Annotated in this window: 18 protein-coding genes; 10 read left to right on the top strand and 8 right to left on the bottom strand. The window is 60.4% G+C overall.

Going from position 1 to position 24,285, the window contains the following annotated elements:
* Positions 1 to 15 precede the first annotated feature (15 nt).
* The 3 genes from AB5Y99_RS12645 to AB5Y99_RS12635 all read right to left on the bottom strand — a co-directional run bounded on the left by AB5Y99_RS12645 (position 16) and on the right by AB5Y99_RS12635 (position 6,758).
* The gene (locus tag AB5Y99_RS12645) at positions 16 to 2,394 is read right to left on the bottom strand and encodes a YgiQ family radical SAM protein (protein WP_368209815.1); all 2,379 of its coding nucleotides are present in this window, start codon (positions 2,392 to 2,394) and stop codon (positions 16 to 18) included.
* Positions 2,395 to 2,592: 198 nt separating this feature from the next.
* The gene (locus AB5Y99_RS12640) at positions 2,593 to 5,709 is read right to left on the bottom strand and encodes an efflux RND transporter permease subunit (RefSeq protein ID WP_368209813.1); all 3,117 of its coding nucleotides are present in this window, start codon (positions 5,707 to 5,709) and stop codon (positions 2,593 to 2,595) included.
* Positions 5,709 to 6,758, bottom strand: a complete 1,050-nt coding sequence (locus AB5Y99_RS12635; RefSeq protein WP_368209811.1) for an efflux RND transporter periplasmic adaptor subunit — start codon at positions 6,756 to 6,758, stop codon at positions 5,709 to 5,711. The genes AB5Y99_RS12640 and AB5Y99_RS12635 overlap by 1 nt, the downstream gene beginning before the upstream one ends.
* 200 nt (positions 6,759 to 6,958) lie before the next feature.
* Here AB5Y99_RS12635 and AB5Y99_RS12630 point away from each other — a divergent pair, with 200 nt between their 5' ends.
* Complete coding sequence (locus AB5Y99_RS12630) at positions 6,959 to 8,512, top strand: diguanylate cyclase (RefSeq protein WP_368209809.1); 1,554 nt, start codon at positions 6,959 to 6,961, stop codon at positions 8,510 to 8,512.
* Positions 8,513 to 8,545: 33 nt separating this feature from the next.
* Positions 8,546 to 9,418, top strand: coding sequence for a patatin-like phospholipase family protein (locus tag AB5Y99_RS12625; RefSeq protein WP_071912094.1), 873 nt, complete (start codon positions 8,546 to 8,548; stop codon positions 9,416 to 9,418).
* 69 nt (positions 9,419 to 9,487) lie between these two features.
* On the opposite strand, the gene AB5Y99_RS12620 is transcribed toward AB5Y99_RS12625, so the two are convergent.
* Together AB5Y99_RS12620 and AB5Y99_RS12615 are read right to left on the bottom strand one after the other, a co-directional pair.
* Entirely contained in the window at positions 9,488 to 10,828 is a 1,341-nt protein-coding gene (locus AB5Y99_RS12620; RefSeq protein WP_005338365.1) for an APC family permease, read from the bottom strand.
* A gap of 205 nt (positions 10,829 to 11,033) precedes the next feature.
* Positions 11,034 to 11,300, bottom strand: a complete 267-nt coding sequence (locus AB5Y99_RS12615; RefSeq protein WP_005338367.1) for a DNA-binding transcriptional regulator — start codon at positions 11,298 to 11,300, stop codon at positions 11,034 to 11,036.
* Between the two features lie 257 nt (positions 11,301 to 11,557).
* Between AB5Y99_RS12615 and AB5Y99_RS12610 the strand changes: the two genes are divergently transcribed.
* From AB5Y99_RS12610 to AB5Y99_RS12595, 4 genes are all read left to right on the top strand, one after another.
* Positions 11,558 to 12,154: a hypothetical protein gene (locus tag AB5Y99_RS12610; RefSeq protein ID WP_279489017.1), complete on the top strand. Its 597-nt coding sequence runs from the start codon at positions 11,558 to 11,560 to the stop codon at positions 12,152 to 12,154.
* Positions 12,155 to 12,462: 308 nt separating this feature from the next.
* Positions 12,463 to 13,482 carry a porin OmpA gene (gene ompA / locus AB5Y99_RS12605; protein WP_013723997.1) on the top strand — a complete coding sequence of 340 codons (1,020 nt, stop codon included), beginning with the start codon at positions 12,463 to 12,465 and terminating at the stop codon, positions 13,480 to 13,482.
* 307 nt (positions 13,483 to 13,789) lie between these two features.
* Complete coding sequence (gene ompA, locus AB5Y99_RS12600; RefSeq protein WP_323890925.1) at positions 13,790 to 14,788, top strand: porin OmpA; 999 nt, start codon at positions 13,790 to 13,792, stop codon at positions 14,786 to 14,788.
* A gap of 232 nt (positions 14,789 to 15,020) precedes the next feature.
* Positions 15,021 to 16,058, top strand: a complete 1,038-nt coding sequence (locus AB5Y99_RS12595; protein WP_323890923.1) for an OmpA family protein — start codon at positions 15,021 to 15,023, stop codon at positions 16,056 to 16,058.
* Between the two features lie 85 nt (positions 16,059 to 16,143).
* On the opposite strand, the gene AB5Y99_RS12590 is transcribed toward AB5Y99_RS12595, so the two are convergent.
* Both AB5Y99_RS12590 and AB5Y99_RS12585 read right to left on the bottom strand, forming a co-directional pair.
* Positions 16,144 to 17,838 (bottom strand): NAD-dependent malic enzyme, encoded by a 1,695-nt coding sequence (locus AB5Y99_RS12590; RefSeq protein WP_005338379.1) that lies wholly within the window; start codon positions 17,836 to 17,838, stop codon positions 16,144 to 16,146.
* Positions 17,839 to 17,907: 69 nt separating this feature from the next.
* Complete coding sequence (locus tag AB5Y99_RS12585; protein WP_201296160.1) at positions 17,908 to 18,765, bottom strand: AraC family transcriptional regulator; 858 nt, start codon at positions 18,763 to 18,765, stop codon at positions 17,908 to 17,910.
* Positions 18,766 to 18,885: 120 nt separating this feature from the next.
* Here AB5Y99_RS12585 and AB5Y99_RS12580 point away from each other — a divergent pair, with 120 nt between their 5' ends.
* Together AB5Y99_RS12580 and AB5Y99_RS12575 are read left to right on the top strand one after the other, a co-directional pair.
* A complete protein-coding gene (locus tag AB5Y99_RS12580; RefSeq protein WP_005338381.1) occupies positions 18,886 to 20,265 on the top strand; it encodes an MATE family efflux transporter in 1,380 nt (459 codons plus the stop codon).
* A gap of 123 nt (positions 20,266 to 20,388) precedes the next feature.
* A complete protein-coding gene (locus AB5Y99_RS12575) occupies positions 20,389 to 20,637 on the top strand; it encodes a YciN family protein (RefSeq protein ID WP_005338382.1) in 249 nt (82 codons plus the stop codon).
* A gap of 33 nt (positions 20,638 to 20,670) precedes the next feature.
* Here the strand turns inward: AB5Y99_RS12575 and AB5Y99_RS12570 are convergent, their stop codons facing one another.
* Entirely contained in the window at positions 20,671 to 21,792 is a 1,122-nt protein-coding gene (locus tag AB5Y99_RS12570) for a GGDEF domain-containing protein (RefSeq protein WP_005338383.1), read from the bottom strand.
* 246 nt (positions 21,793 to 22,038) lie between these two features.
* On the opposite strand from AB5Y99_RS12570, the gene AB5Y99_RS12565 reads away from it, so the two are divergent.
* Positions 22,039 to 23,436 (top strand): nucleobase:cation symporter-2 family protein, encoded by a 1,398-nt coding sequence (locus AB5Y99_RS12565; protein WP_040066712.1) that lies wholly within the window; start codon positions 22,039 to 22,041, stop codon positions 23,434 to 23,436.
* Between the two features lie 99 nt (positions 23,437 to 23,535).
* Positions 23,536 to 24,252, top strand: a complete 717-nt coding sequence (locus AB5Y99_RS12560; RefSeq protein ID WP_368209807.1) for a protein ligase — start codon at positions 23,536 to 23,538, stop codon at positions 24,250 to 24,252.
* The last annotated feature ends 33 nt before the right edge of the window (positions 24,253 to 24,285 follow it).

The raw sequence follows: 24,285 nt of genomic DNA, 5'->3' as shown, positions 1-24,285 counted from the left end.
TCCAATCAGGAAAACTCACCGTGCAGGCCGCTTGGCACCATTCCCTTTAGCCGCAGGCTTGCCGCCTTGAGCTGCGGGTTTGGCGCCCGGCTTGGCAGATCCTGCGCGGGTCGGCGTCTTGCCCTTATGGGCGGGTTTTCCGGCAGGCTTGCTTTTACCCGCATTCTGGCCCGCACTCTTGCCTTCGCCCTGTGCGGCCGGTTTGCCATTAGCCGCGCCTTTGTGCAGCTGGGAACCCACCGGCTTGCCACCCGTCGGCTTGTTGCCTGCGCCATTACCACGCTGATATTCGCCTCTTTGTTGAGACATTGGGCTATGGCGAGTCAGGGCCGGTTTCATGCCCTTGCCGCTGGCGGCACGCTCGTTGCGCCCTTCCGGCGGCACCAGACAGCCGGGGCCGTTGCCAATCAGGTGGCCCTTGCCCATGGCGAGCAGGGCTTCGCGGATCATCGGCCAGCCAGCGGGGTCGTGGTAGCGCAGCAGCGCCTTGTGCAGGCGGCGGCGACGCTCGCCCTTGGCGACAAACACATCGCCACCGGTGCGGCTCACCTTGTTTAACGGGTTTTTCTCCGTGTAATACATGGTGGTGGCGTTGGCGAGCGGCGACGGGTAGAAGTTCTGCACCTGATCGAGCTTGAAGCGGTTCTCTTTGACCCAGAGCGCCAGATTGACCATGTCTTCATCCGTGGTACCCGGGTGGGCGGAGATGAAGTAGGGGATCAGGTACTGCTGCTTGCCCGCCTCTTTCGAGTATTTGTCGAACAGCTCCTTGAACTGGTAGTAGCTGCCCATGCCCGGCTTCATCATCTTGGAGAGCGGCCCCTCCTCGGTGTGTTCCGGCGCGATCTTGAGGTAGCCGCCGACGTGGTACTTGGCCAGCTCCTTGATATAGCGGGGATCTTCGACCGCGATGTCGTAACGCACGCCGGAGGCGATGAGGATCTTCTTTATCCCCTTGAGGTCGCGCGCCTTGCGATAGAGGTTGATGGTCGGGCTGTGGTCGGTGTCCATGTGCGGGCAGATGGTGGGCCAGACACAGGAGGCGCGACGGCAGGTCTGCTCGGCCTTGGGGCTCTTGCAACGCAGCTTGTACATGTTGGCAGTGGGGCCGCCGAGATCCGAGATGACGCCGGTAAAGCCCGGCACCTTGTCGCGGATATCTTCGATTTCTTTGAGGATCGACTCTTCCGAGCGGCTCTGGATGATGCGCCCTTCGTGCTCGGTGATGGAGCAGAAGGAGCAGCCGCCAAAGCAGCCGCGCATGATGTTGACCGAGGTCTTGATCATCTCGAAGGCGGGGATCTTCTCGTTGCCATAGGCTGGGTGCGGCACCCGCTGGTAGGGCAGGCCGAAGACGCCGTCCATCTCCTCGGTTTCCAGCGGGAAGGCGGGCGGGTTGACCCAGACGATGCGATCGCCGTGGGCCTGCGACAGGGCGCGGGCACAGCCGGGGTTGGTCTCGTGGTGCAGAATGCGCGAGGCGTGGGCGTAGAGCACCTTGTCCTCTTTCACCCGCTCGAACGCCGGCAGCTTCACATAGGTTTTTTCCCACGGCTTGGGTTTGGCCGGCTGCACCAGCACGGGTTGGGCTTCCTGCGCGGCAGGAGCCGCGTCGGTGGCATCATCCGAGCATGGGGCCCCTTCCATATAGGGGTTCATGATGGGATCGATGCGGCCAATCTGGTCGAGCTTGCTCGAATCCACCCCTTTCCAGCCCGGCAGCGGCTCCTTGCGGATAACGGCGGTGCCGCGAATATCCTGCATGGTGTCGATGCTCTCCCCCGCTGCGATGCGGTGGGCCACTTCCACCAGCGGCCGCTCGGCGTTGCCGTAGATGAGGATATCGGCCTTGGCATCGAGCAGGATGGAGCGGCGAATGGTCTCGGACCAGTAGTCGTAGTGGGCGATACGGCGTAAGGAAGCCTCGATGCCGCCGATAACCACCGGCACCTCTTTGAAGGCCTCTTTACAGCGCTGGGTATAGACCAGGGTGGCGCGATCCGGCCGCTTGCCGCCCACATCCCCCGGGGTGTAGGCGTCGTCGTGGCGCAGCTTTTTGTCGGAGGTGTAGCGGTTGATCATGGAGTCCATGTTGCCCGCGGTCACCCCGAAGAAGAGGTTCGGTTTGCCCAGACGCATAAAGTCATCCTTCGATGACCAGTCCGGCTGGGCGATGATGCCGACCCGAAAGCCCTGCGCCTCAAGCATGCGGCCGATGACCGCCATGCCGAAGCTCGGGTGATCCACGTAGGCATCCCCCGTCACCAGAATGACGTCGCAGCTGTCCCAACCCAGCTTGTCCATCTCTTTGCGGGACATGGGCAGGAAGGGCGCCGTGCCGTAGCACTCGGCCCAATAGCGGGGATAGGAGAAAAGGTTGGGTACCGGCTGCATTTTGAACACCTGGAAAAATTCGGGTCGCGCATTATACCGGTTGCGGCCAAGGGGAGCGATGGCTTTTTGTCCCTATAGATCCCGCGGAATAGGCCGCCGCCCGCAATAGCAAGGGCGCCCGCAGGCGCCCTTGTGCTGATGAGGCTGATAACTGGCACCGCTTGAGCGCGCAGGTCAGGGTTCAGGCCAAGGCGCAGATCAGGGCGCCGGAGGGGGCGACTCCCCTGCCCCCTTGGCGGCCAGCGCTTCATCTACCTGTTGATCCCGCGCCCCTGTCATTCCGGCGTGGCGGGCGATCAGATGGTAGATGGCGGGCACCACCAGCAGGGTGACCAGGGTGGCCAGCGACAATCCGAAGAAGACCACTGTCCCCACCGCCATCCTGCTCTCGTAGCCCGCCCCCATGGAGAGCATCAGCGGCACCGCGCCGATAATAGCGGTGAGCGAAGTCATCAGGATGGGGCGCAAGCGGCGCACCGAGCCTGCGATGATCGCCTCTTCAAACCCTTCCCCGCGCTGGCGCAGCTGGTTGATGAACTCGACGATGAGGATACCGTTTTTGGTCACCATGCCGATCAGCATGATCATCCCGATCTGGCTGTAGATGCTCATCTCCTGCCCCGTCAGCCAAAGGCCAAGCAGGCCGCCGAAGATGCCGAGTGGCACCGTCACCATCACCACCGCCGGGGTCAGGGTGCTCTCGAACTGGGCCACCAGCACCAGATAGACCACCAGCAGGGCAAGGCCAAAGACCAGCACCATCTCCCCCTGATTGTCGCGGTAATCCTTGGAATCACCGGCGTAATCCACCGTCATGCCGGTGGGCAGGTTGGCGTTGGCCCAGCCATCGAGGAAATCGAGGGCCTCACCCAGGGTGTGGTCAGGATGCACGTCGGCAGTCAGGGTGATCGCCTTTTGCCGCTGGTAGTGGTTGAGGCGGTTGGCGGTCGCCACCTGCTTGACGGTCGCCAGAGTCGAGAGACTGACCATCTCGCCGTTGGCGGCCTTCAGGTAGATGCGACCGAGATCCGAGATGCCGTTGAACTCGGTCTGATTACCGCGCAGGTAGACGTCATACTCCTCGCCCCTGTCCACATAGGTGGTCTTGCTCGCCCCGCCCAGCAGGGTCTGCAAGCTGTTGGCCACGGTGGAGACCGGAATGCCAAGCTGGCTGGCGCTGTCGCGGTTGATGGTCACCTGCAGCTCGGGGGTCTTCTCGGCGTAGTCGAGATCCGGGCTCAGCATCAGGCCGCTGCCCTGCGCCGCCTGTTGCAGCGCCAACCCTTGCTGGTAGAGCTCGGCATAGTCGTTACCCTGCAGCACGAACTGCACCGGCGCGGTGGAGCCGCCGCGGAAACCGGGCTGGAAGGTGCGGATCATCACATCGGGAATGCCGGAGAGCTTGGCACCCAGCGAGCGGGAGAACTCGGTGGCGGTGACGTCGCGCTCCGCCCAGTCGGTGAGCTGGATGATGACCATACCGGTCTGATCGCCGCCACGGCCAAAGGCGGGGGTACTGAAGCTCAGCGCCTGTACAACCCCTTTGCCCAGCATCGGCATGATGGCGGACTCCACCTGCTGCATGTTGCGCTTCATCCGCTCGATGCTGGTCCCCTCTGCCCCCTTGACGAAGACATAGATGACGCCGCGATCCTCGGTCGGGGTAAGGCTGGTCGGCAGTTGGGTAAAGAGGGCACCGATACCGCCCAGACAGAGCAGCAGCACCAGCGGCGTCCAGCGGGAGCGACGCAGCACCCACGCCAACAGGTGGCGATAGTGCCCCTCCAGCCAGCCCAGTCCGCGATCGAGCCCGGCGGTCAGCCGGTTCGGTTTATCCAGCGGGCGCATCAGACAGGAGCCCATGGCCGGGGTCAGGGTCAGCGCCACCAGCGAGGAGCAGAGCACCGCAAGCGAGAGCAGAATGGCAAACTCGGTAAAGAGCCGCCCCACCATGCCATCCATAAAGGCGATGGGGACAAACACCATCACCAGCACGGCGGTGGTGGCGATGACCGCAAAGCCCACCTCGCGGGTGCCGTGCCAGGCGGCCAGCAGCGGCGGTTCCCCCCGCTGCAGATGATGGTGGATGTTCTCCACCACCACGATGGCGTCATCCACTACCAGACCGATGGCGAGAATAAGGGCCAGCAAGGTGATGAGGTTGATGGAAAAGCCGAAATACCAGGCGCCGATAAAGGCTGATATCAGCGATACCGGCACCGTAATAGCCGGGATCAGCGTGGTGCGCCCCTGCCCGAGGAACAGATAGAGCACCGCCACCACCAGCACGGCGCAGATGGCCAGGGTCTCGTACACCTCGTCGATGGCCTGCTTGATAAAGATGGTGGAGTCGTAATCCACCTCGAGCTTGGCCCCCTCCGGCAGGAAGCGCTGCATCTCGCCAAGCTTCTTCTCAATTCCCTGCGCCACTGCCAGCGGGTTGGCGGTGGACTGGGCGACGATGCCGATACCCAGACTCTCTTTGCCGTTGCGCTGATAGGCGCTGTCTTCGTTCTTGGCCCCCACCTCCACGTCGGCGATATCGGCCAGATAGACGCTCTGGCCGTTGGCGGCAGTGGTGACTTGCAGCTGCTGGAAATCTTCCGCTGTGTGGTAAAGCCGGGCGATCTGCACCGCCATGGTCATGGAGTTGTTGCGGATCTCCCCCCCCGGCAGCTCGATATTCTCCCGCTTGAGGGCCTCTTCCACATCGCTCACCGTGATGCCACGGGCCGCCATATCCGCAGGCCGCAGCCGTACATACATCACCTGGGTCAGATCGCCGGAGAGCGCCACTTCGCTCACCCCGTCCACCAGACTCAGGGGGTCGACCAGCACCCGGTTGGCGTAGTCGGTCATGGCGGTGCGATCCATCTGGCTGCTGCTGAAGTTGAGCCAGATCGCCACATCGCCGTTGCCGCTGTCCTTGGTCACCAGCGGCTCGTCCACATCATCGGGCAGCCGGGGCCGCGCGCGGGAGAGGGCATCGCGCACATCGGAGATCCCCTCCACCATGTTCCAGCCGAGCTTGAACTCGACGGTGATCATCGAACGCCCCTTGCGGGTCATGGAGTTGATGTTCTTGATGCCGCTGATGCCGGAGAGCTGATCCTCGATGGGCTTGGTGACCTGGCTCTCCATCACTGAGGGGGCCGCCCCCTCATAGGTAGTGGTGATGGAGACCGACGGAATCTGCACGTCCGGCATCTCCCGCACCGTCAATTTGCTGAAGGCGACCAGACCAAACACGGTGAGCAGGGCACTGAGCACTACCGCCACCAGCGGGCGGCGTACTGAGATATCGGAGAGCCACATCAGCCGTTCACCTCGGCCAGATCACGCACCTGCACCCCATCACGCAGGTTGACCACCCCCTCGACCACGATGCGATCGCCGACCTTGAGCCCCTCGGTGACCCAGACGGTCTCCCCTTCGGTTTCGCCAAGTACCACAGGCACCCGCTTGACCCGGCCATCGGCCTCGAGACGGTAAACAAAGCGCTGCTCACCGGCGTACTCCACCGACTGGGCGGGGATCAGGGTGAGCTGCTGGGCGGGCAGCGCCAGCTCCACATTGAGCAGCATGCCCGGGCGCAACTGACCGTTGCCATTGGGGATCATCACCCTCGCCTTGATGTTCTGGGTATCGTTGGAGACGCGGCTGTCGAGAGTGGTGAGAGTGCCGTTGAATTGCTGATCCGGCCAGGCAGTACTGGTGGCGGTAACCGCCATGCCCGGGCGCAGCAGGGAGAGGTAACGCTCCGGCACCGCCAGATCGAGGCGCAGTTTGTCGAGCTCGTCCAGATGCAGCAGGGTGTCGCCGCTATTGACCAGCGCCCCTTCGCTCAGATCAATCAGGCTGACGGTGCCGGCAAACGGTGCCTGCAAGTTACGCAGGGAGAGCTCGTAGCGGGCGGCATCGACGCGTGCCTGCACCTGATCGACGGTGGCCTCCTGCCCCTCCAGCACCGACTGAGTGACGGCGCCACGGGCGACCAGCTTGCGCATCTCGTTAAGCTTGCGGTGCTCGTCGCGCAGGCTGGCGCTCTGCTCGGCCAGCTCGGCGCGTTGCTTGCCGTTGTCGAGGGCGATAAGGGTCTCCCCTTTGGCGACGCCCTGCCCGGACTTCACGGCGATATTGACGATGCGGCCGGTCACCTCGGGGCTGATGACCACGGAGCGGTTGGCCTCCAGCTTGCCCACCAGCTTGAGGGTCGGCTCGGCCAGACTCTGCTTGACGGTCTGGGTGCGAATATTGATCTCGCGGGTCGGGGCCTTGGCTGCCGGTTGAAAGTGACCAACCGCCCACCAGATGGCAGCCACCAGAGAGAGCAGGCCGAGGCCCAGCCAGATACGCATTTTCATCGAGCAATCCATGAAGAGTTGAGAGAGGGAAATCTGATTGGGGGCCATTTTAGCCCCAGACTATGCCGTGACTATGTATAAATGTGACAAAACGTAACAGGAGTGGCGCAAGATCACTGCAATCAAGCCTTTTCGATCCCTTTTTCAGCAGAGTCGCATACACTAGCGACAGTTTTCTTCGCAATATAGATAAATCGCCTATGCCAAATGTGTCTGACCGACGTTTCCTCTCACGCCTGACCTGGCTGCTGTTCGCCTCCGTCATCCTGCTGGTTGGTCTGACCCTGCGGCAAAGTCTGAAACAGATAGAGGATCTCTATCTTAGCGATACGGCCAATAGCGCCATTCGCCTGCGCGATCAGTTCAAGCAGACCGAGACCTTTCTCGAGGCGATGCGCGGGCAGGCCGAAGAGCGACTGCGCAGCGATCCCCAGTCGGTACTGACCCGCCAGCTCTATCGCCATCTCGAACAGCTGCCGGAGGGACTGGCACTCGATCACCCGCCAGCCGACCTGCCCGCAGGGCTGGTCGGCAACCTGACCGGATTGGGGCCCCTGCCCCCCCGTGGCAGCGAGCGGGAGGCTCGCATTCATCTGGCCCTGAGTCTCTCGCCCCTGCTCTCCACCGCCAGCCAGCGCCTCGGCAAGGAGATCGCCTGGGTCTACTTCACCGGCGCAGACAACTTTGTCTACCTCTACCCCTGGCGCCCCTCCAGCCAGTACCGTTTTACCAATGCCATCTATGAGAAGTCCTACTGGCAGGATGCACAGGCGACCCCCAATCCGGGCCGCACCACCATTCTCTCGCGCCCCTACGAGGACTTTGCCGGCCTTGGCACCATGATCACCATGTCGCAACCCCTCTACAAAGGCTCGACACTGGTGGGGGTCATCAGCATGGATGTGCTGCTCTCGCGGCTTCACCAGCAGTTGCAGGCGCTCACCCCAAAGCTCGGCGGTTACCTGCTCATCAATCAGTACGATCAGGTGCTGGCCTGCAGCAACTCGGATCCCCATCCCCAACAACATCTGGCACCGGACGATCAGTACCGCTGGAATCAGGGGGGCTTTCAACTCACCCAGGCGCTGAGCGACACACCGCTGCGGCTGGTGCATCGCATCCCTCTGTTCGAGCTGCTCGTTGCGCTGATCTGCCAATCGGCTCCAACCCTGCTCGCTATCGCCTTCATGTTGCTGGCCGCCCTCTCCAGTCTGAGGTCTCGCCGTCTCAACCTGCAGCTCAACTACCTCTCCTGCCATGATGCGCTCACAGGTGCCTTCAATCGGCACTATCTAAGCCAGCAGGAGCAGAGTGGCCAGCTGGCAAAACAGATGCCTGTCGGGGTGATCCTGTTCGATGCGGATCACTTCAAACGGGTCAACGACCGCTTCGGCCACGGAGTGGGTGATATCGTGCTGATCCGGCTGGTGCAGATCTGCCAGCAGCAACTCAGCCCATCGGATTGCCTGATCCGCTGGGGCGGCGAGGAGTTTTTGCTGCTGGTCGCCCGCTGTGATGACGCTCGTCTCGCCGCACTGGCCGAGCAGATCCGCATCGCGGTCGAGGGTTATGACTGGCGCAGCATAGTGCCCGAGCTGGCCGTCACCATCAGCCTCGGTTACCACCCCCACGCAGACTCCATCCCGCTGCACGAGGCGATCCGCCGCGCCGATGTCGCCCTCTATCAGGCCAAAGGCAATGGCCGCAACCGCTCGGAAAGATGGCAGGGTGACGAGGCCCAGCTCACAGAGTAAGCTGGGCCCTCCACACTTTTCAGGAGTCACTTCGTGCCACGAAAACCCCGCGTAGGGCTCGCTCTGGGGAGCGGTGCCGCCAGAGGATGGGCCCATATCGGCGTCATCCGCGCTCTTGAACGACTCGGCATCAAGCCCGATCTCATCGCCGGCTGCTCCATCGGCAGTTTTGTCGGCGCCGCCTATGCCGCTGGCGAACTGGACAGACTGGAGAGCTGGGTACGCGGCTTTACCCGCCTGCAGGTGGTGAGCCTGCTCGATCCTGCGCTCTCCGGCGGCCTCTTTCGCGGCGAAAAGGTGTTTGGCATTGCCGCCAACCATCTCGGGGATCCCGAGCTGGAGAGTCTGCCCATCCCCTTCGCCTGCGTGGCGACCGAACTCGATACCGGCCGCGAGATCTGGCTGCAACGGGGGCCGCTGCGCCAGTCGGTGCGTGCCTCCTGCGGCATGCCGGGGATCCTCACCCCGACCCGGGTCAACGACCGCTGGCTGGTGGATGGTGCCGTGGTCAATCCGGTGCCCATCTCGCTGGCGCGCGCCATGGGAGCCGAGGTGGTGATCGCCATCAACCTCAACACCGACATGCACCAGCCCTGGACCGACGAGCCGGATCAATCCGGCGGCGGCCTGCTCAGCCAGTGGCTCAATCGTGGTGAGGCAACCCCGGCCACGCCCGGCATGTGGAGCGTGATGAGCGGCTCCATCAACATCATGCAGGAGCGGATCACCCGGGCGCGGATGGCAGGGGATCCCCCGGAAATCCAGCTCTGTCCGCGCCTTGGCAGCTTCTCCATCATGGACTTTCATCGCGCCAGCGATGCCATCGAGGAGGGTGAGGCCTGCGTCGAGCGCAACCTCGACCAGCTCAAGGATGAACTGGGCCGGCTCGGGGTGCTGGGCAATTAGTTCTCGACATGCTGCGGTTTACAAATGAAAAAAGCGCCATTCGGCGCTTTTTTCAACTTCCTTACCCGGTCACTCCTTACGGTAGAAGAGCAACCCGAGCAGAATCACCCCCACAGAGACCAGCAGATAGAGCCCCAGACTGGGATTGGTGATACCGCCATACAGAATGATGAGCGCGCCTAGGGTCGCGCAGGTCGGGATCACAAACCGCTTTATCCAGCCCAACTCGGTAAAGGTGCGCATGTACCAGACATAGAGGAACAGATAGAGGCCATAAATCAGCACGATCGGCATCTCGTCCAGGGCGATGTAACGACCGAATGTCTCGTTGATGCTACAGTACCACAGCACTGAGTAGATCACCGACAACAGCGCTGCCGCGAGGGCCGAGTTGATTGGCATGTGGTGATGCGGTTCGATACGGCTCATCCACTTGGGGGCTGGCCCCTGATTGCGGATCGCCAGCGAGTAGGGAATACGCATGGTCGCCAACACCAGACCATTGAGGGTTCCGAGGCAGGAGATAATCACGAACACGGTCAAAATAGTCGAGGCAGTCCCGCCAAACAGGCTGGTTGTCGCGAGATTTACCGCGTTATCCCCTTGCGCCACTATCTCGTCCGTCGGCAAGACGCTGGCGATCCCCAGGAAATAGGTGACGTAGACCACAAAGACTATCAGGGTGCCAATCACCAGCGCTCTGGGCAGATTCTTCTTGGAATCGCGAATTTCGCTGTTGATGGTCACGGCGGCAATCCACCCCTCATAAGCGAAGGCGGTGGCAACCACGGCCGTAGCCAGAGTACCTCCGGTGCTTCCTATCCCATCCATTGCCTGCACAAAGTTGGTCACGGTGACACCATTGAGCAAGCCTGAAATGGTGCCCACAATGGCAACCAGGATCAGCGGGATCAACTTGATCAGGGTAGAACCCACTTGCAGCTTGCCCGCCAGGACCGGGGTATAGAAGTTGATCAGATAGGTGACCGTCATATAGACAGCCGCCAGTATCCAGGTCGCACCAGAGTTGGTCGGATTATCACTGCCGAGCAAGATCATTGTGTACAGAGCGGCGACCCAGGCAAGGATGGCGGAAAGAGGGGCGTAATAGAGTACGCCTTTAAACCACCCCACCAGATAACCAAACATTTTGCCGTATGCCGCTTCGGCATAATCGACGATACCGTTGGACTTTTCGATCCGCTGGGCAAACTCGGCAAACACCAGCGCGCCGAAAATCATCGAAAATGCCCCCAGCGCCCATGCCAGCAGCGCAATGGCCAGATTACCGCCAGTCAGACGCAGTACATCATCGGCCTTGAAGAAGACACCGGAGCCAATCACCACGCCGACCACCATCGCAATGGCAGTCATCAGGCCATAGCGTTTATCCAACTCGTTACTGCTCATACCCATACTCCATACCGATTGCTCATATCATCCTGAATGTAATAGTGTTCGGGTGGCCAGATACCACCAAGGGGCCCACTTTTCGGGGCCGCTTATTCTCGTTGGCCTGCATGGATAATTCAAAGCGTGTTAGATCAAAATATCGATCAGCGACCCAAAAAAATGCCGCCCAGGGGCGGCATTTCTCTATCTGTCACAGTGACGATTACGCCTTGGCGAGATCGTCCGGACCAATCTGGCCGATTTCGGCGACTTTTTTGTCAGCCAGCAGCCAGAGAGTGAACTTGTGCAAATCCGGGTGGTGCGCCAGGGCAACCAGGAAGGCGCCCCCAACTTCACGGTAACCCAGCTCGTAGTTTTTCAGCGTGGTGGGAGGAACACCCAGCAAATCTGCAAACTTCGGACGGCTCAAACCGACCGCTTCACGGATCTGACGGATCTTCTTGCCAACAGTGACGATATTTGAATTCATAATGTTCCATACTCCGTTTGGCGGATTTACTCCGCCTTTTATTTTTCGCGACGACTCGTAGTCAAGTGTATCAGTTTTGTTCGGACTCGTTATGGTCGAGCCTCTATCTTATGAGCGCCTTTCGGCGACAACCCTTGCCTTCAAGGGGGGATGGTAATCGCTCAGCCGCCTCAGGTAAACAGTCTCGAAAAGAAACCTTTATTGTGGCCCACCAATAACTCGTATAATCCGCCGGATACCCATTAAGAGGAATAAGTATGGCGTTTCCCGGCATTATCTCTCGCCTGCACCCCGTATCCAGCACAGAAGAACTGGCACAACAGCGCCTGCAAGGTGAACAATATCGCGCCGAAGCCTTCTGGCTTCCGGCCTTGATGTCCAGCCACGCCAGCGAACTGCTGGCCGCCCTGCCGGAGAGCTGCAGCCTGTTTCTTGAACAGGCATGCCCGGACCTGGCCTTGCGCAGCCACGACGGCACCCTGCATAACAATGAGCAGCTCATCACGGTAAACGGTCAGGCAATTGCTCTGGCAACCACTCAAGGTGATGGTGGTCTGGTGCCCGAATCGGGCATGTGCGAGATGGCCGACTGGCTGGAGGCAGGACACCGCCACTTCATCTGTTCAGCTGCGGTTCAGCCTGTGGCTCGCGCCATCCTCAACATCTGGCCCCTTGACCCCTATCTGGCCCGACATTTCTTGATGACATTTACCCCCCTGCTGCAGAGCGCTACCCAGGTAGATTACCTCTCGGTCTTTGCCGCCAGAGCGAATCCGGCCAACCCGCATAGCGACTGGGTTCAGGCTTATATGAAGCTGGAGAAGAAACTGCACAGGGCCTATCTGGATCACTAATTAATCTGGATAAACAGCCATTTAAGGTCACGACACAATTTGCCACAAGGCTCATTTGTGAGCTTGATCATGTTTTAAAATCGGCATAGAGTGCGCCTCGTCATCGGAATGACATCAGTTGCCTGGCAGTGGTTTCTCACGCATTGCGTGCCATGCCAGCGCACTCGACACACCAGGAGAGTGTGCAACCCGGTTATACCGGGTCATCTGCCAGACTCGACGCCAGCCGTACGGCGGAGCCTGCAGCTTACATAAATTACAAAGTGTGAAGCACGTGAATAACGTGCGATCTCAACGAGGATTTTTTTATGATGAAAATGGCTCCTTCCATGATCGCCATCGCCATGGCTGCTCTGGGTGCTACCGCTGCTCACGCCGCTGACGACATCTACTTCGGTGCCGGTGTCGGTGCTACTCACTTCAACGGCCTGAACAAGCTGGAAAGCACCAATGTAGGCCAGGAAGACGCGGCTGCTGCCAACGCCTTCATGGGTTACAACTTCACCGAAAACTTCGGTACCGAACTGGGCTACCAGTACACCGGTCGTGGCAACACCGACGGCAACCGTTACGAGAGCCAGGGTGCCACCCTGTCCGGTATCGCCCGTATGCCGGTTGGCAACGACTTCTCCCTGTTCGCTGAAGGCGGCGCCTACTGGGGTCACACCGATGGTCTGGGTACCAGCGACACTAAAGTTTCCCCGCTGGCCGGTGCTGGTGTGACTTACAAGGTAAATGACGCGCTGGATCTGCAAGCTCGCTACCGCTACATGTGGGACGTGGCTGACCTGCACGCCAACGGTGAGCGTTACAAAGCCAACCAGAGCATCGCTACTCTGGAAGCGGTATACCACCCGTTCCGTACTTCATACGTAGCGCCGGTAGCTGCTCCGGTTGTTGAAGAAGCGCCTGCTCCTGCTCCGCAAGTGGTAGAGAAGAACTTCGCCCTGAACTCAGACGTGCTGTTTGCCTTCGGCAAAGACACCCTGAAGCCGGAAGGCGTTGCAGCCCTGAACGGTCTGTATCAGCAAATCGTTGAGTTCCAGCCGAAAGATGGCAACGCTGTTGTTGTTGGTTACACCGACCGTATCGGTTCCGACGCTTACAACCAGAAGCTGTCTGAAGCCCGTGCCCGTACCGTTGCCAACTTCCTGGTGAGCAAAGGTATGGCTGCCAGCAAAGTTGCCATCGAAGGTCGTGGCGAAGCTAACCCGGTTACCGGCACCAAGTGCAACGGCGTAACTGCTAAAGCTCAACTGATCTCCTGCCTGGCTCCGGATCGTCGCGTAGAAGTTCGCGTATCTGGCGTACAAGAAGTTCAGCAATAATCTGACCTCGTTCAGATAGTGCGAAAAAAAGGGATGCTGCTGCATCCCTTTTTGTTTGCCTAGTTCTCGCTTGCATCCCTCACTCCCGCCTCCCTACCCTTGCCTGCCCCGTCTCGAAAGCATAAAGTAGTTGCGCCTGTAAGGTATTGGATAAGCACTAAAAAGCGCTTCTTGTCCGGTCTGTTGTCCATGACGCCAATGCATCATGAGAGTCCAAAGCCTTCGCTATCCACTTTGCTGGCGATTTTTCGCAGCAATAAAAACAAGTGCATTGCCCGACATGGGCTAACACAACGAGGATAAACCGATGAAACTCAAAATGGCTCCTACCCTGATTGCACTGGCGCTCGTCGCCGCAGGCACCACAGCTCAGGCTGCCGATGACTGGTACACCGGTGTTGGTGCAGGTTGGGCTTATGCCCACGGTCTGGATGATTTTGGCAAAGACACTGACAAAGATGCCACTGCGCTGAGCCTGTTCGGCGGTTACAACTTCAACGACTACTACGCAGCTGAACTGGGCTACCTCTACGCCGGTAAAGCGGGCGTTGACGGTGCCGATTTCAAAACCCAGGGTGCCACCCTCTCCGGTATCGCCCGCCTGCCGCTCGGCGATATCTTCTCGGTGTTTGCTGAAGGCGGTGCCTACTTCAATCACGTCAACGGCAATGGCAACAGCGACAACGGCACTGCGCCGCTGGCGGGTCTGGGCCTGACTGCCAAGCTCTCCGACCTTATCGATGTGCAAGCACGCTACCGCTATCTGTGGAATCTGGGTGACGAGCAGAAAACCTGGGAGAGCGACATGAGCGTCGCGACCCTGGAGCTGGTGATGCACCCGAACCGCACCTCTTATGTTGCCCCGGTTGCCGCCCCTGCGCCTGAGCCGGTTCCCGAGCCGGTACTGGTCGACAAGAACTTCGCCCTGAGCTCTGACGTGCTGTTTGCCTTTGGCAAATCCACCCTCAAGCCAGAAGGTGTCGCAGCGCTGAACACCCTGTATCAGCAGATCGTTGATGTTCAGCCGAAAGATGGCAGCGCCGTGGTCGTCGGTTACACCGACCGTATCGGCTCTGACGCCTACAACCTGAAACTATCCGAAGCGCGTGCCCGTACCGTAGCCGACTTCCTGGTTGGCAAAGGTCTGCCGGCTGGCAAAGTTGCCATCGAAGGTCGCGGTGAAGCCAATCCGGTCACCGGTACCCAGTGCAACAGCGTCAAGGGCAAGGCTCAGCTGATCTCCTGCCTGGCACCGGATCGCCGCGTAGAAGTACGCGTCACCGGCGTGCAGCAAGTACAACAGTAATCCTGCAGTCCGACATAACAAGGAGGCCACCTGGCCTCCTTTTTCTTGCCGCTTATTTCACCCACTTTGTAACCCTCTATTGCCCCCTTCCTCTTCCCGTCTCGCGCCCTAGTTCACGGCGTGTCGCCCCCCATACCTCTTTGGTGGTTAAAAACAGCCCGTCACCTATACATAAGTGTGGGGTTTGGCCAGCAGGCAACCCCACTACACCAAACATCGACGAGGATACGCGATGAACATAAGAGTAAAACCTGTGTGGATTGCACTGGCATTGGCGAGCACAGGCGCACAAGCGGAACCGGTGCACGACTGGTATGCCGGGGTTGGCGGTGGCTGGGCCGTTGCCCATAATCTGAATGATTTCAGTCAGGATGTTGGCAAGGATGCGACTGCGCTCTCCCTGTTTGGCGGCTACAACTTCACGGAAAATCTGGGGGCCGAGATTGGCTATCTCTCCACCGGTGACTGGGATATCAGCGGCCATGACTTCAACAGCAAGGGAGCCACGCTGTCAGTCATTGGCCGCCTGCCGCTCAGCGAGATGTTTTCGATCTTTGCCGAAGGCGGTGGCTATATCTATCACGTCGAGTCGGTCAATGGCGGGGACGACAACCTGGCGCCGCTAGCGGGTCTGGGAGTGACGGCCCGGCTCCATGACTGGGTCGATCTGCAGGCACGCTACCGTTACATAGTGCGCGTTGGCGATGATCCGGATAACGGCAAAGCCAACAGCGGTACCCAGCGCTGGGTCAGCGACATCAGCACCGCCACGCTGGAGCTGGTGATCCACCCGAACCGCAGCCAACCCAAAGAAGCAGCCCCCACGCCCGCCCCGGTCGTGGTTCCCCCGCCACCGGCCGAACCGGAGGTGGTGGATCAGACCTTTAACCTCAGTTCCGATGTGTTGTTCGCCTTTGGCAAAGCGGACCTCAAACAGGAGGGGATGAGTGCGCTGGACGATCTCTACCAGCAGATCGTCGACGTGCAGCCCAAGGATGGCAGTGCGGTGGTGATGGGGTATACCGACCGCATCGGCTCGGATGCCAACAATCAGAGGTTGTCAGAAGCTCGGGCCCAAACCGTTGCCGACTTTCTGATCAGCAAAGGGCTGCCTGCCGACAAGGTGAGCATCCAGGGAAATGGTGCGAGCAATCCGGTCACCGGCAACCAGTGTGATGCCATCAAGGCGAAGGCGGCGCTCATCGACTGCCTTGGGCCGGATCGCCGGGTCGAGGTGCGCGTCACCGGCGTACAGGGCGGCAGCGAGTAGTTGATCTTGAGGCGATAACCATGTCAGACGTGCAGTAAAAAGGGATGCCGAGGCATCCCTTTTGCTTTGCGTCTTTGCGCAGAAATCAGAACGAAGTGCGGCGGTAGCGGCGATATTCCGGATGCCAGAAGTTGGCGTCGATGGCCTGATCGATCACCTCGTCCGGAGTCTGCACCGCCTTGCCCTGCAGCATGGCGGTCTTGGCCACCATCTTGGCGATGTAGCGGGAGACCTGATGGATATCCGCCAGATCCGGCAGCAGGGAGCCCTCCTCCCCTTTCACCAGCGGTGAACACTCCGCCAGCGCGCGACTGGCCGACATCAGCATGGCGTCGGTTACCCGGGTGGCGCCGGAGGCGATGACGCCAAGGCCGATCCCCGGGAAGATGAAGGAGTTGTTGCACTGGGCGATGACGTAGCGCTTGCCCTTGTGCTCCACCGGTGCGAACGGGCTGCCGGTGGCCACCAGCGCCTGACCGTCGGTCCAGCGGATAAGGTCTGCCGGCGTCGCCTCGACCCGGGAGGTGGGGTTGGAGAGCGGGAAGATGATGGGACGGGCACAGTGCTTGTGCATGGTCTTGACCACCTCTTCGGTAAACAGCCCCGGCTGGCCGGAGACCCCGATCAGGATGTCCGGGCGACCATGCTCCATCACCTCCAGCAGGGAGATGTTGTCACCCACCGGCCAGTCGGCGATGCGCTCCACCGGTTGGGAGAGACGGCGCTGGAAGTCGAGCTGGTTGGGGATCTTGTCGGTGATAAGACCAAAGCGGTCCACCATAAAGACACGGCTGCGGGCCTGGGCATCGGTCAGCCCCTCGGCCTTCATCTGTGCCACGATCTGCTCGGCGATACCGCAACCGGCGCTGCCCGCCCCGAGGAAGGCAACCCGCTTCTCGGAGAGCTTGGCTCCGGAGGCCTTGCAGGCGGCGATCAGGCTGCCCAGGGTCACAGCAGCAGTACCCTGAATGTCGTCGTTGAAGCAGCAGAGCTCGTTCTTGTAGCGGTTGAGCAGCGGCATGGCGTTGTTCTGGGCGAAGTCCTCGAACTGCAGCAGGATATCGGGCCAGCGGCGTTTGACCGCCTGAATGAAGGCATCGACAAACTCGGCGTACTCATCCCCCGAGATACGCGGATTGCGCCACCCCATATAGAAGGGGTCATTCAGCAGTTGCTGGTTGTTGGTGCCGACATCCAGCACCACCGGCAGACAGTAGGCGGGCGAGATGCCACCACAGGCGGTGTAGAGGGAGAGCTTGCCGATGGGAATGCCCATGCCGCCGATCCCCTGGTCACCCAGACCCAGGATCCGCTCGCCATCGGTCACCACGATCACCTTGACGTTCTGCTTGGTGGCGTTTTGCAGCATGTCATCGATCCTGTCCTTGTCCGGATAGGAGATAAACAGGCCACGGGCGCGGCGATAGATGTTGGAGAACTCCTCACACGCCTTACCGACAGTCGGGGTATAGATGATGGGCAGCATCTCGGTCAGGTGGTTGTGCAGCAGACGGTAGAACAGTGTCTCGTTGGTATCCTGGATGTTGCGCAGATAGATGTGCTTGTCCATGTCGTTGCCAAACGCCATGAACTGGCGATAGGCGCGCTCGGCCTGCTCTTCGATGGTCTCGATATTTTGGGGCAACAGACCTTCGAGGTTGAAGTTGCTGCGCTCTTCGCTGGTGAAGGCGCTGCCCTTGTTGAGCAAAGGGGTCTCCAGCAGGGCGGGACCGGCGTAGGGAATGTAGAGAGGACGTTTCTGGTTATTATCTTCAAACATGGATCTTGGTACCTAAACGGTTAGCTAGACGCAGGGACCCGCCGATCCTAGGGGCTTGTCTCATTAATTTCAAAGAGTTTGCACATCCGTTGCAAAAGGTTTGCGACCCAGTCGACGAAAGGCGCCGGGGGTCTGACCAGTCAGACGGCGAAAGCGGTTGGCAAAGTTGGCCCCATCGCTGTAACCGACCCGGGCCGCCAGCTCGCCAAGTGGCCAGTTGGTATAGAGCAGCAGCTGGCGCGCCTTGTTCATTCTGAGCTCGGTCACCCTCGCCATCGGCCCCATACCGAACGCTTGCTGACAGAGCCGGTGCAGATGGGGAACGGAGCAGGCCATCTGTCGGGCCAGCAGGGCGACACTCCAGGGTTCGTCCAGGCGCGCCTCCACCCGGCGAAACAGTGCCTGCAACCTGAGTTCAGGGGTGCCGCGCACCTCCCCTTGCAGGGTACGCTCCAGCAGCGCCAGCAACAGGCTGAGCAGTTGAGGTTGCAGCGAAGAGCGAACCCCCTCCCCCTGCATCAGGCTGAGCAGATGGTAGAGTTGATCGCCGCCATCCCCTTGCCAGATACGGTGACCAAGGCGATGCAGGTGCTGCCAGCGCGGCACGTCATCGAGCAAAATCCAGCTGATCTGCCAGCTTTCGCCAATCAGTTTGAGACCACCGGGGACGGCGGCCGGCAGGAAAATCAGCGATCCGGCCGGAATGGGTTGATCCCCCTCGTCGGTGAGCAGCGCGCCCCCCTCATCGTGACTCACCATCAGGATGTGAAACTCGGGGCGATTGCGGCGGATCAGGTAGTGATCCCGCACCCGGGAGAGGCCGGTCAGGAAGATCCCTGCCTCGCCGAGCAGGGGCAGCCCTTCACGTCCCAGCATCTGCTCTTCACAGGCTGGCGCTATCTCCAGACACTCGCTGGCAAATGGCATAACACCTCAACAGGATAGTTTTACACAAGAAAATCGAGAGCTACTCACAGTGAGAAGAGCCTCGCCAGCCCCTATCATACCCCTGACAAACCTTGCTTTTCTCATACCCGGTTAACAACTATGAATTATTGGCAAGCGATTTTAAAACAAACCACCGATCGCGAGTTCATGACCCGATTGTGGCGGCTGGCCCTGCCTGTCTCGCTGCAATCCATGATGTTCTCCCTGCTCGGCCTCATCGATATCATGATGGTGAGCCAGCTTGGCACCACGGCTGTGGCGGCGGTCGGCTTGGGTAACCGGGTCTTCTTCTTCAATTTGCTGGTGATAGCGGGCCTCGCGGGCGGGGTCTCGGTATTGGCAGCACAATACTTCGGGCGCGGGGAGATGGCCGGGGTACGCCGCTCCCTGGCGCTGGCCATAGTGGGCGCCCTGCTGGTCACCCTGCCCTTTGCCTTCATCTATGTGTTATCACCGGGCAGCGTACTCGGCTTTGCCAGTCAGGATCCGGCACTGCGAGCTCTGGCGGATCAATTCTTGATGATCACCGGCGCCACCATCCTCTGTACCGCTATCGTAGTGCCGCTGGAATCAGCCCTGCGCTCGGTCGGCAATGCCGCCGCGCCAACCCGCATCGGCATTATCGCCATCATCGCCAACGTCATCCTCAACTACGCCCTCATCTTCGGTCACTTCGGCTTCGAGGCGATGGGGGTCGCCGGTTCGGCCTGGGGCACCACCATTTCCCGGCTGCTGCAGACAGCCCTGCTGCTGCTCTACGTAAAGCGTTATGAGGCGCGCCTGATCCCGCGTGCACCAGACTGGCTGGCCGCCTTCAAGCGCAAGGAGGTGGTGCGCTTTACCCTGATCGCCCTGCCGCTGCTGTTCCATGACGGTCTCTGGGCCTTCGGCATGCTGATTTACGGCTTTCTCTATGCCCATCTTGGCACTGACTCGCTGGCCATCATGACCACACTCGGCACCCTGGAGAGCATCCTTATCTCCCTCTTCTTCGGACTGGCGGTGGCCTGCTCCACCCTGCTCGGCCACCGGCTCGGGGCCGAGGAGTACGAGGTCGCCTGGCAGCACTCCCAGCTGTTCCTGCTGCTCGCCCCCATCGGCGCGCTACTGGTGGGGATCATCGTCTGGCTGCTGCAAGCCAACCTGCTGCAGTGGGTCGGCAACCTGCCCCCCGAGCTGATGACGGAAGCAGGACAGGTGCTCGGCATCATGTGTCTCGGGATGCTGCTCAAGGTGTTCAACATGGTGGGGATCATCGGGGTGCTGCGCTCTGGCGGTGATGTGAACTACAGCATCTTTATCGACATCGTCGGCATGTGGTGCATCGGCATCCCGCTCGCCTGGGTGGCTGTCACGCTGCTCGGCTGGCCCCTCTCCTGGGTGGTGGCGGTGGTCTTGCTGGAGGAGCTCAGCAAGGTGTTGCTGGTGCAGCGCCGTATTCGCCAGCGCTGCTGGTTGAAGAATCTGGTGATCGGATAAACAGCCACAAATCGGGGTCATATCAATGACAGAAAAACCCTGTTTACAGTATGCTGGGCGCCTCTTCAATCAGAGGCAGGGATCCACGGTTTCCCTGTCCAGTAGTCGTTTAAGGAGACGAGCATGCAACCACAGAAAGAGCTGATCACCGAGACGGCCCTGCTTGAGATGGCCAACAAGATCATCAAAGAGCATGAAGACTTCATCCACGGTATGCGCGCCGATTCGGTGGAGCAGAAGGGGGATATTCTGGTGTTCAAGGGGGAGTATTTCCTGGCCGAAGATGGCACCCCGACCGGCAAGACCATGGCGGTCTTCAACATGTTCAAGCTGCTGGCCCAGCAGCTCTCCGGCAAGTACAAGCTGGCCTGATCTCGCCAGCACATTGCCAACAGGATGCCGCCCTCAGGCGGCATCTGTTTTTGCGCGGTTCTGCCCCTCGACCACCACGCAGTTGCGTCCCGCCATCTTGGCCTGATAGAGACACTCGTCGGCACGGTTGATCAGAATATCGATGGTGTCATCGGCACGAGCCATGGCAATCCCGATACTCACCGTCACCTCCAGCAATTCGTCCGAGGTGGGACTCTTCACCAGCCGCGCCTCGACAGCAATGCGCAGCCGCTCGGCCATTTTGCTCGCCAGCGCCGGATCGGCGCAGTTGTGCATCAGGATGGCAAACTCTTCGCCGCCATAGCGCCCCAGCACCATATCAGGCTCCAGCTGCTCCCCCAGGGTGGTAGCCACCTCCTTGAGCACCGCATCCCCCGCCAGATGGCCGTAGATATCGTTGATCCGCTTGAAGCGATCGAGATCCAGCAGCATCACCGCAAAGGGCTTCTTCTTGAGTTGCAGCCGGATTCTGGCCTGCTCCAGCTGCTTCATCAGCAAGCGGCGGTTCATCATGCCGGTCAGCTCATCGGTGGTCGATTCCCGATATAGCCGCAGCAGCATGTTGAGTTGGCCGCACTGCACCCAGCAACTGGCCATGGTAAACATGCCGAGCACCCACACCTGATTCAGGGTGGCCTGACTCCAGATGCTCTGGCCCACCAGCAGCCAGTGGCCCAGCAGCATGGTCACCAGTACCACGCCTGCCAGTTGCAAGCCGAGGGAGAGGGGGATGGGAAAGATGGCAAACAGGGTGATCAGCAGATAGGGAAAGGCCGCATAGCCCGCCTGCAACTCCTGTCCGGCGCCAAAGCTGTTCAGGCAGAAGAGGGAGAAGAGCATCATCACGGCCATCAGGTAGCCAAGGGCCAGCTTCATCCGCTCCCGCTTGAAGTGGATGAGGTACGAGAGCGGAATAAGTGGCGAGAGCGCCAAGGTGCAGAAGATCCTGGCCTGGAACAGCTGCTCGAAATGAACGGCGGGCAAGGTCAACCAATCCACCACGGCCCAGGCGGGCAATCCGAGCATCAGCAAGCAGGTCAGCAGGCGCAAACGCACCGTCATAAACCCCATGCGAGTACGAGTAAAGTCTTCGGAGTGAACCCTCGCACTCCAGAACTCTGACAACTTGAGCATCCAGAGTCTCCACGATGAATACCGAGGGCTCATTCTACACCTACAAAGTGGTAAAATTGTCATTAGCGGGGAGAATAAAAAGGAGAGGTCGGTCACACAAACCGACAGATGATAATCGCAGCGCGCAAACGTTTCAACCCATCAAAAAATAAACCTTTTTTTGCATAATTAGCGCTGGTCAGCCTCATTTCAATCACTACAATAGCGCCCAATTTTCTCCCCCTCCCCACACAATTCGAGGTACTTATGGAACAGGCTGCTGTCACACGCGCCAATCGAGAGGCACATCCACCCAGGCGAGCCCATAGCGAACTGGTCTATGGCATAGAGGATGTCCCGCCTCTGCCCCAGACGCTGTTCGCCGCCCTGCAGCATATGCTCGCCATGTTTGTCGCCATCATTACCCCGCCCCTGATTATCGCCAATGCCCTCGGCCTCCCTGCCGCCGACACCCGTTATATCGTCTCCATGTCGCTGGTCATGTCCGGCATCGCCTCCTTCATTCAAACCCGCCGCTTCGGCCCCATCGGTTCCGGCCTGCTCTCGGTGCAAGGTACCAGCTTCAACTTCCTCGGCCCCATCATCGCCTCCGGTCTCGCCCTCAAACAGGCGGCCATGCCCACCGAGGATCTGTTGGGCACATTGTTTGGCACCATGATGGTTGCCGCACTCACTATCGTGGTGATGAGCCGCTTCCTCCATCTGGTGAAACGGATCATCACCCCGCTGGTCACCGGCATCGTGGTGTTGCTGATCGGCCTGACCCTGATCAAAGTGGGCCTGATCAGCATGGGCGGCGGCTATGCAGCCCTCTCTGATGGCAGCTTCGCCAGTCACACCAACCTCTTCCTCTCCCTGCTGGTACTCGGCCTTATCGTGTTGCTGCAACGCAGTCGCAACCCCTGGTTGCGCCTCTCCGCCATCATGATCGCCATGCTGGCGGGCTATGCCGTGGCCCTGCTGTTGGGCAAAGTGAGCGCCCCCACCTTCGACGGCCCGCTGGTGATGGTGCCCATTCCGCTCCACTACGGTCTCGGCTTTGACTGGCAGTTGTTCGTGCCGCTCGCCATCATCTTCGTGGTGACGGCGCTCGAAGCGATCGGCGACATGACCGCCACCTCGGATATCTCCGGCGAGCCACTGGAAGGGCCTGTCTATATGGAGCGGATCAAAGGCGGCGTGCTGGCTGATGGTGCCAACTCCATGCTGGCGGCGGTTTTCTCCACCTTCCCCATGTCCACCTTCGCCCAGAATAACGGCGTCATTCAGCTGACCGGCGTCGCCAGCCGTCACGTCGGTCTCTTTATCGCCGCCATGCTGGCCCTGCTCGGCCTGTTCCCGGCTGTCGCCAGTCTGGTGCAGCAGATCCCCGAGCCCGTGCTGGGGGGCGCCACTATCGTGATGTTCGGCACCATCGCCGCCGCTGGCGTGCGCATCATTGCTCGCGAGGAGCTGGATCGCCGCGCCCTGATGATCCTGGCAGTGTCGCTGGCCATGGGGCTGGGAGTCGCGCAGGTGCCGGAAGTGCTGCAACACCTGCCGGAGCTGGCCAAGAGCGTGCTCTCCTACGGCGTCGCCACCGGTGGCATCACCGCCATCGTACTCAACCTGTTGCTGCCCAAGCGCGAAGCGCGCCACTCCTGAGACACAGCCTACTGATAGCAAACAGCCCCGCACTGCGGGGCTTTACCTTGCCTGTCGCCACGGGTAGTGTGCTGGGCAGCCTTTTTTGAGGATGCCGCCATGCCCTATCGCCTGCACTCCCCCCTCCCCGATACCGCTTCACCCGCACAAATACTGGCGCAAGAGCAGTGCTGGTTGCGCGACTGTGCCCATGACGGCCAGCCCCGCGCTCACCTGTGGCAGGCGCCCCAATGCCTGATTGTCACTCGCAAAGATACCCGCCTCCCCCGTTACGAAACCGCCTGCAAACAGCTGGCAGACGAAGGCTGGCCGGTGCATGTGCGCGACAGTGGCGGTACCGCCGTGCCCCACGGGGCGGGGATCCTTAACCTATCCCTGCTGCTGCCTCGCACCACCACAGACCTCGCCCACTACTACCGGCTGCTGGGGGCGCCGCTGCTGACCCTGCTGGCGGAATACGGCCTTGAGGGAAGCTATGACTTCGTGCCCGGCTCCTTTTGCGATGGTCAGTACAATCTGGTGATCGGGGGACGCAAGATCACCGGTACCGCCCAGCGCTGGCTGGCGCCGGGACAGGATCACCAGGGTGCCGTGCTGGCGCAAGCCATGCTGCTGGTGGCGGGTGATGTGGATGAGGGAACCAGAATGGCGAGCCGCTTCTACGAGCTGGCGGGCGGCGAACTGCGTTTTATGGCGAGAACCTCCACCACGCTGGCAAGCTGCATCGATTGGCGCGGTAGCGATCAGGCACTGGTGGAGAAAGTGCGAGCACGTCTGGATAGCCTGCTGAGCGAGGGGCTATCCTCCTCATCCTGACCTTATCCCTAAGGGAGAGGGAAAGTCCCCATC

The organism is Aeromonas sp. R4-2, assembly GCF_040908295.1.
In the GTDB taxonomy this organism is placed as follows: Bacteria; Pseudomonadota; Gammaproteobacteria; order Enterobacterales; family Aeromonadaceae; genus Aeromonas; species Aeromonas veronii.
This window is presented reverse-complemented; position numbering and strand designations above follow the sequence as displayed.

What these genes read in the sequence shown, in the direction of transcription:
- AB5Y99_RS12645 (WP_368209815.1), bottom strand. Translation starts at nt 2,394, where the DNA reads ATGCAGCCGGTACCCAACCTTTTCTCCTATCCCCGCTATTGGGCCGAG.
- AB5Y99_RS12640 (WP_368209813.1), bottom strand. Translation starts at nt 5,709, where the DNA reads ATGTGGCTCTCCGATATCTCAGTACGCCGCCCGCTGGTGGCGGTAGTG.
- AB5Y99_RS12635 (WP_368209811.1), bottom strand. Translation starts at nt 6,758, where the DNA reads ATGAAAATGCGTATCTGGCTGGGCCTCGGCCTGCTCTCTCTGGTGGCT.
- AB5Y99_RS12630 (WP_368209809.1), top strand. Translation starts at nt 6,959, where the DNA reads ATGCCAAATGTGTCTGACCGACGTTTCCTCTCACGCCTGACCTGGCTG.
- AB5Y99_RS12620 (WP_005338365.1), bottom strand. Translation starts at nt 10,828, where the DNA reads ATGAGCAGTAACGAGTTGGATAAACGCTATGGCCTGATGACTGCCATT.
- AB5Y99_RS12615 (WP_005338367.1), bottom strand. Translation starts at nt 11,300, where the DNA reads ATGAATTCAAATATCGTCACTGTTGGCAAGAAGATCCGTCAGATCCGT.
- AB5Y99_RS12610 (WP_279489017.1), top strand. Translation starts at nt 11,558, where the DNA reads ATGGCGTTTCCCGGCATTATCTCTCGCCTGCACCCCGTATCCAGCACA.
- ompA (WP_013723997.1), top strand. Translation starts at nt 12,463, where the DNA reads ATGATGAAAATGGCTCCTTCCATGATCGCCATCGCCATGGCTGCTCTG.
- ompA (WP_323890925.1), top strand. Translation starts at nt 13,790, where the DNA reads ATGAAACTCAAAATGGCTCCTACCCTGATTGCACTGGCGCTCGTCGCC.
- AB5Y99_RS12595 (WP_323890923.1), top strand. Translation starts at nt 15,021, where the DNA reads ATGAACATAAGAGTAAAACCTGTGTGGATTGCACTGGCATTGGCGAGC.
- AB5Y99_RS12590 (WP_005338379.1), bottom strand. Translation starts at nt 17,838, where the DNA reads ATGTTTGAAGATAATAACCAGAAACGTCCTCTCTACATTCCCTACGCC.
- AB5Y99_RS12585 (WP_201296160.1), bottom strand. Translation starts at nt 18,765, where the DNA reads ATGCCATTTGCCAGCGAGTGTCTGGAGATAGCGCCAGCCTGTGAAGAG.
- AB5Y99_RS12580 (WP_005338381.1), top strand. Translation starts at nt 18,886, where the DNA reads ATGAATTATTGGCAAGCGATTTTAAAACAAACCACCGATCGCGAGTTC.
- AB5Y99_RS12575 (WP_005338382.1), top strand. Translation starts at nt 20,389, where the DNA reads ATGCAACCACAGAAAGAGCTGATCACCGAGACGGCCCTGCTTGAGATG.
- AB5Y99_RS12570 (WP_005338383.1), bottom strand. Translation starts at nt 21,792, where the DNA reads ATGCTCAAGTTGTCAGAGTTCTGGAGTGCGAGGGTTCACTCCGAAGAC.
- AB5Y99_RS12565 (WP_040066712.1), top strand. Translation starts at nt 22,039, where the DNA reads ATGGAACAGGCTGCTGTCACACGCGCCAATCGAGAGGCACATCCACCC.
- AB5Y99_RS12560 (WP_368209807.1), top strand. Translation starts at nt 23,536, where the DNA reads ATGCCCTATCGCCTGCACTCCCCCCTCCCCGATACCGCTTCACCCGCA.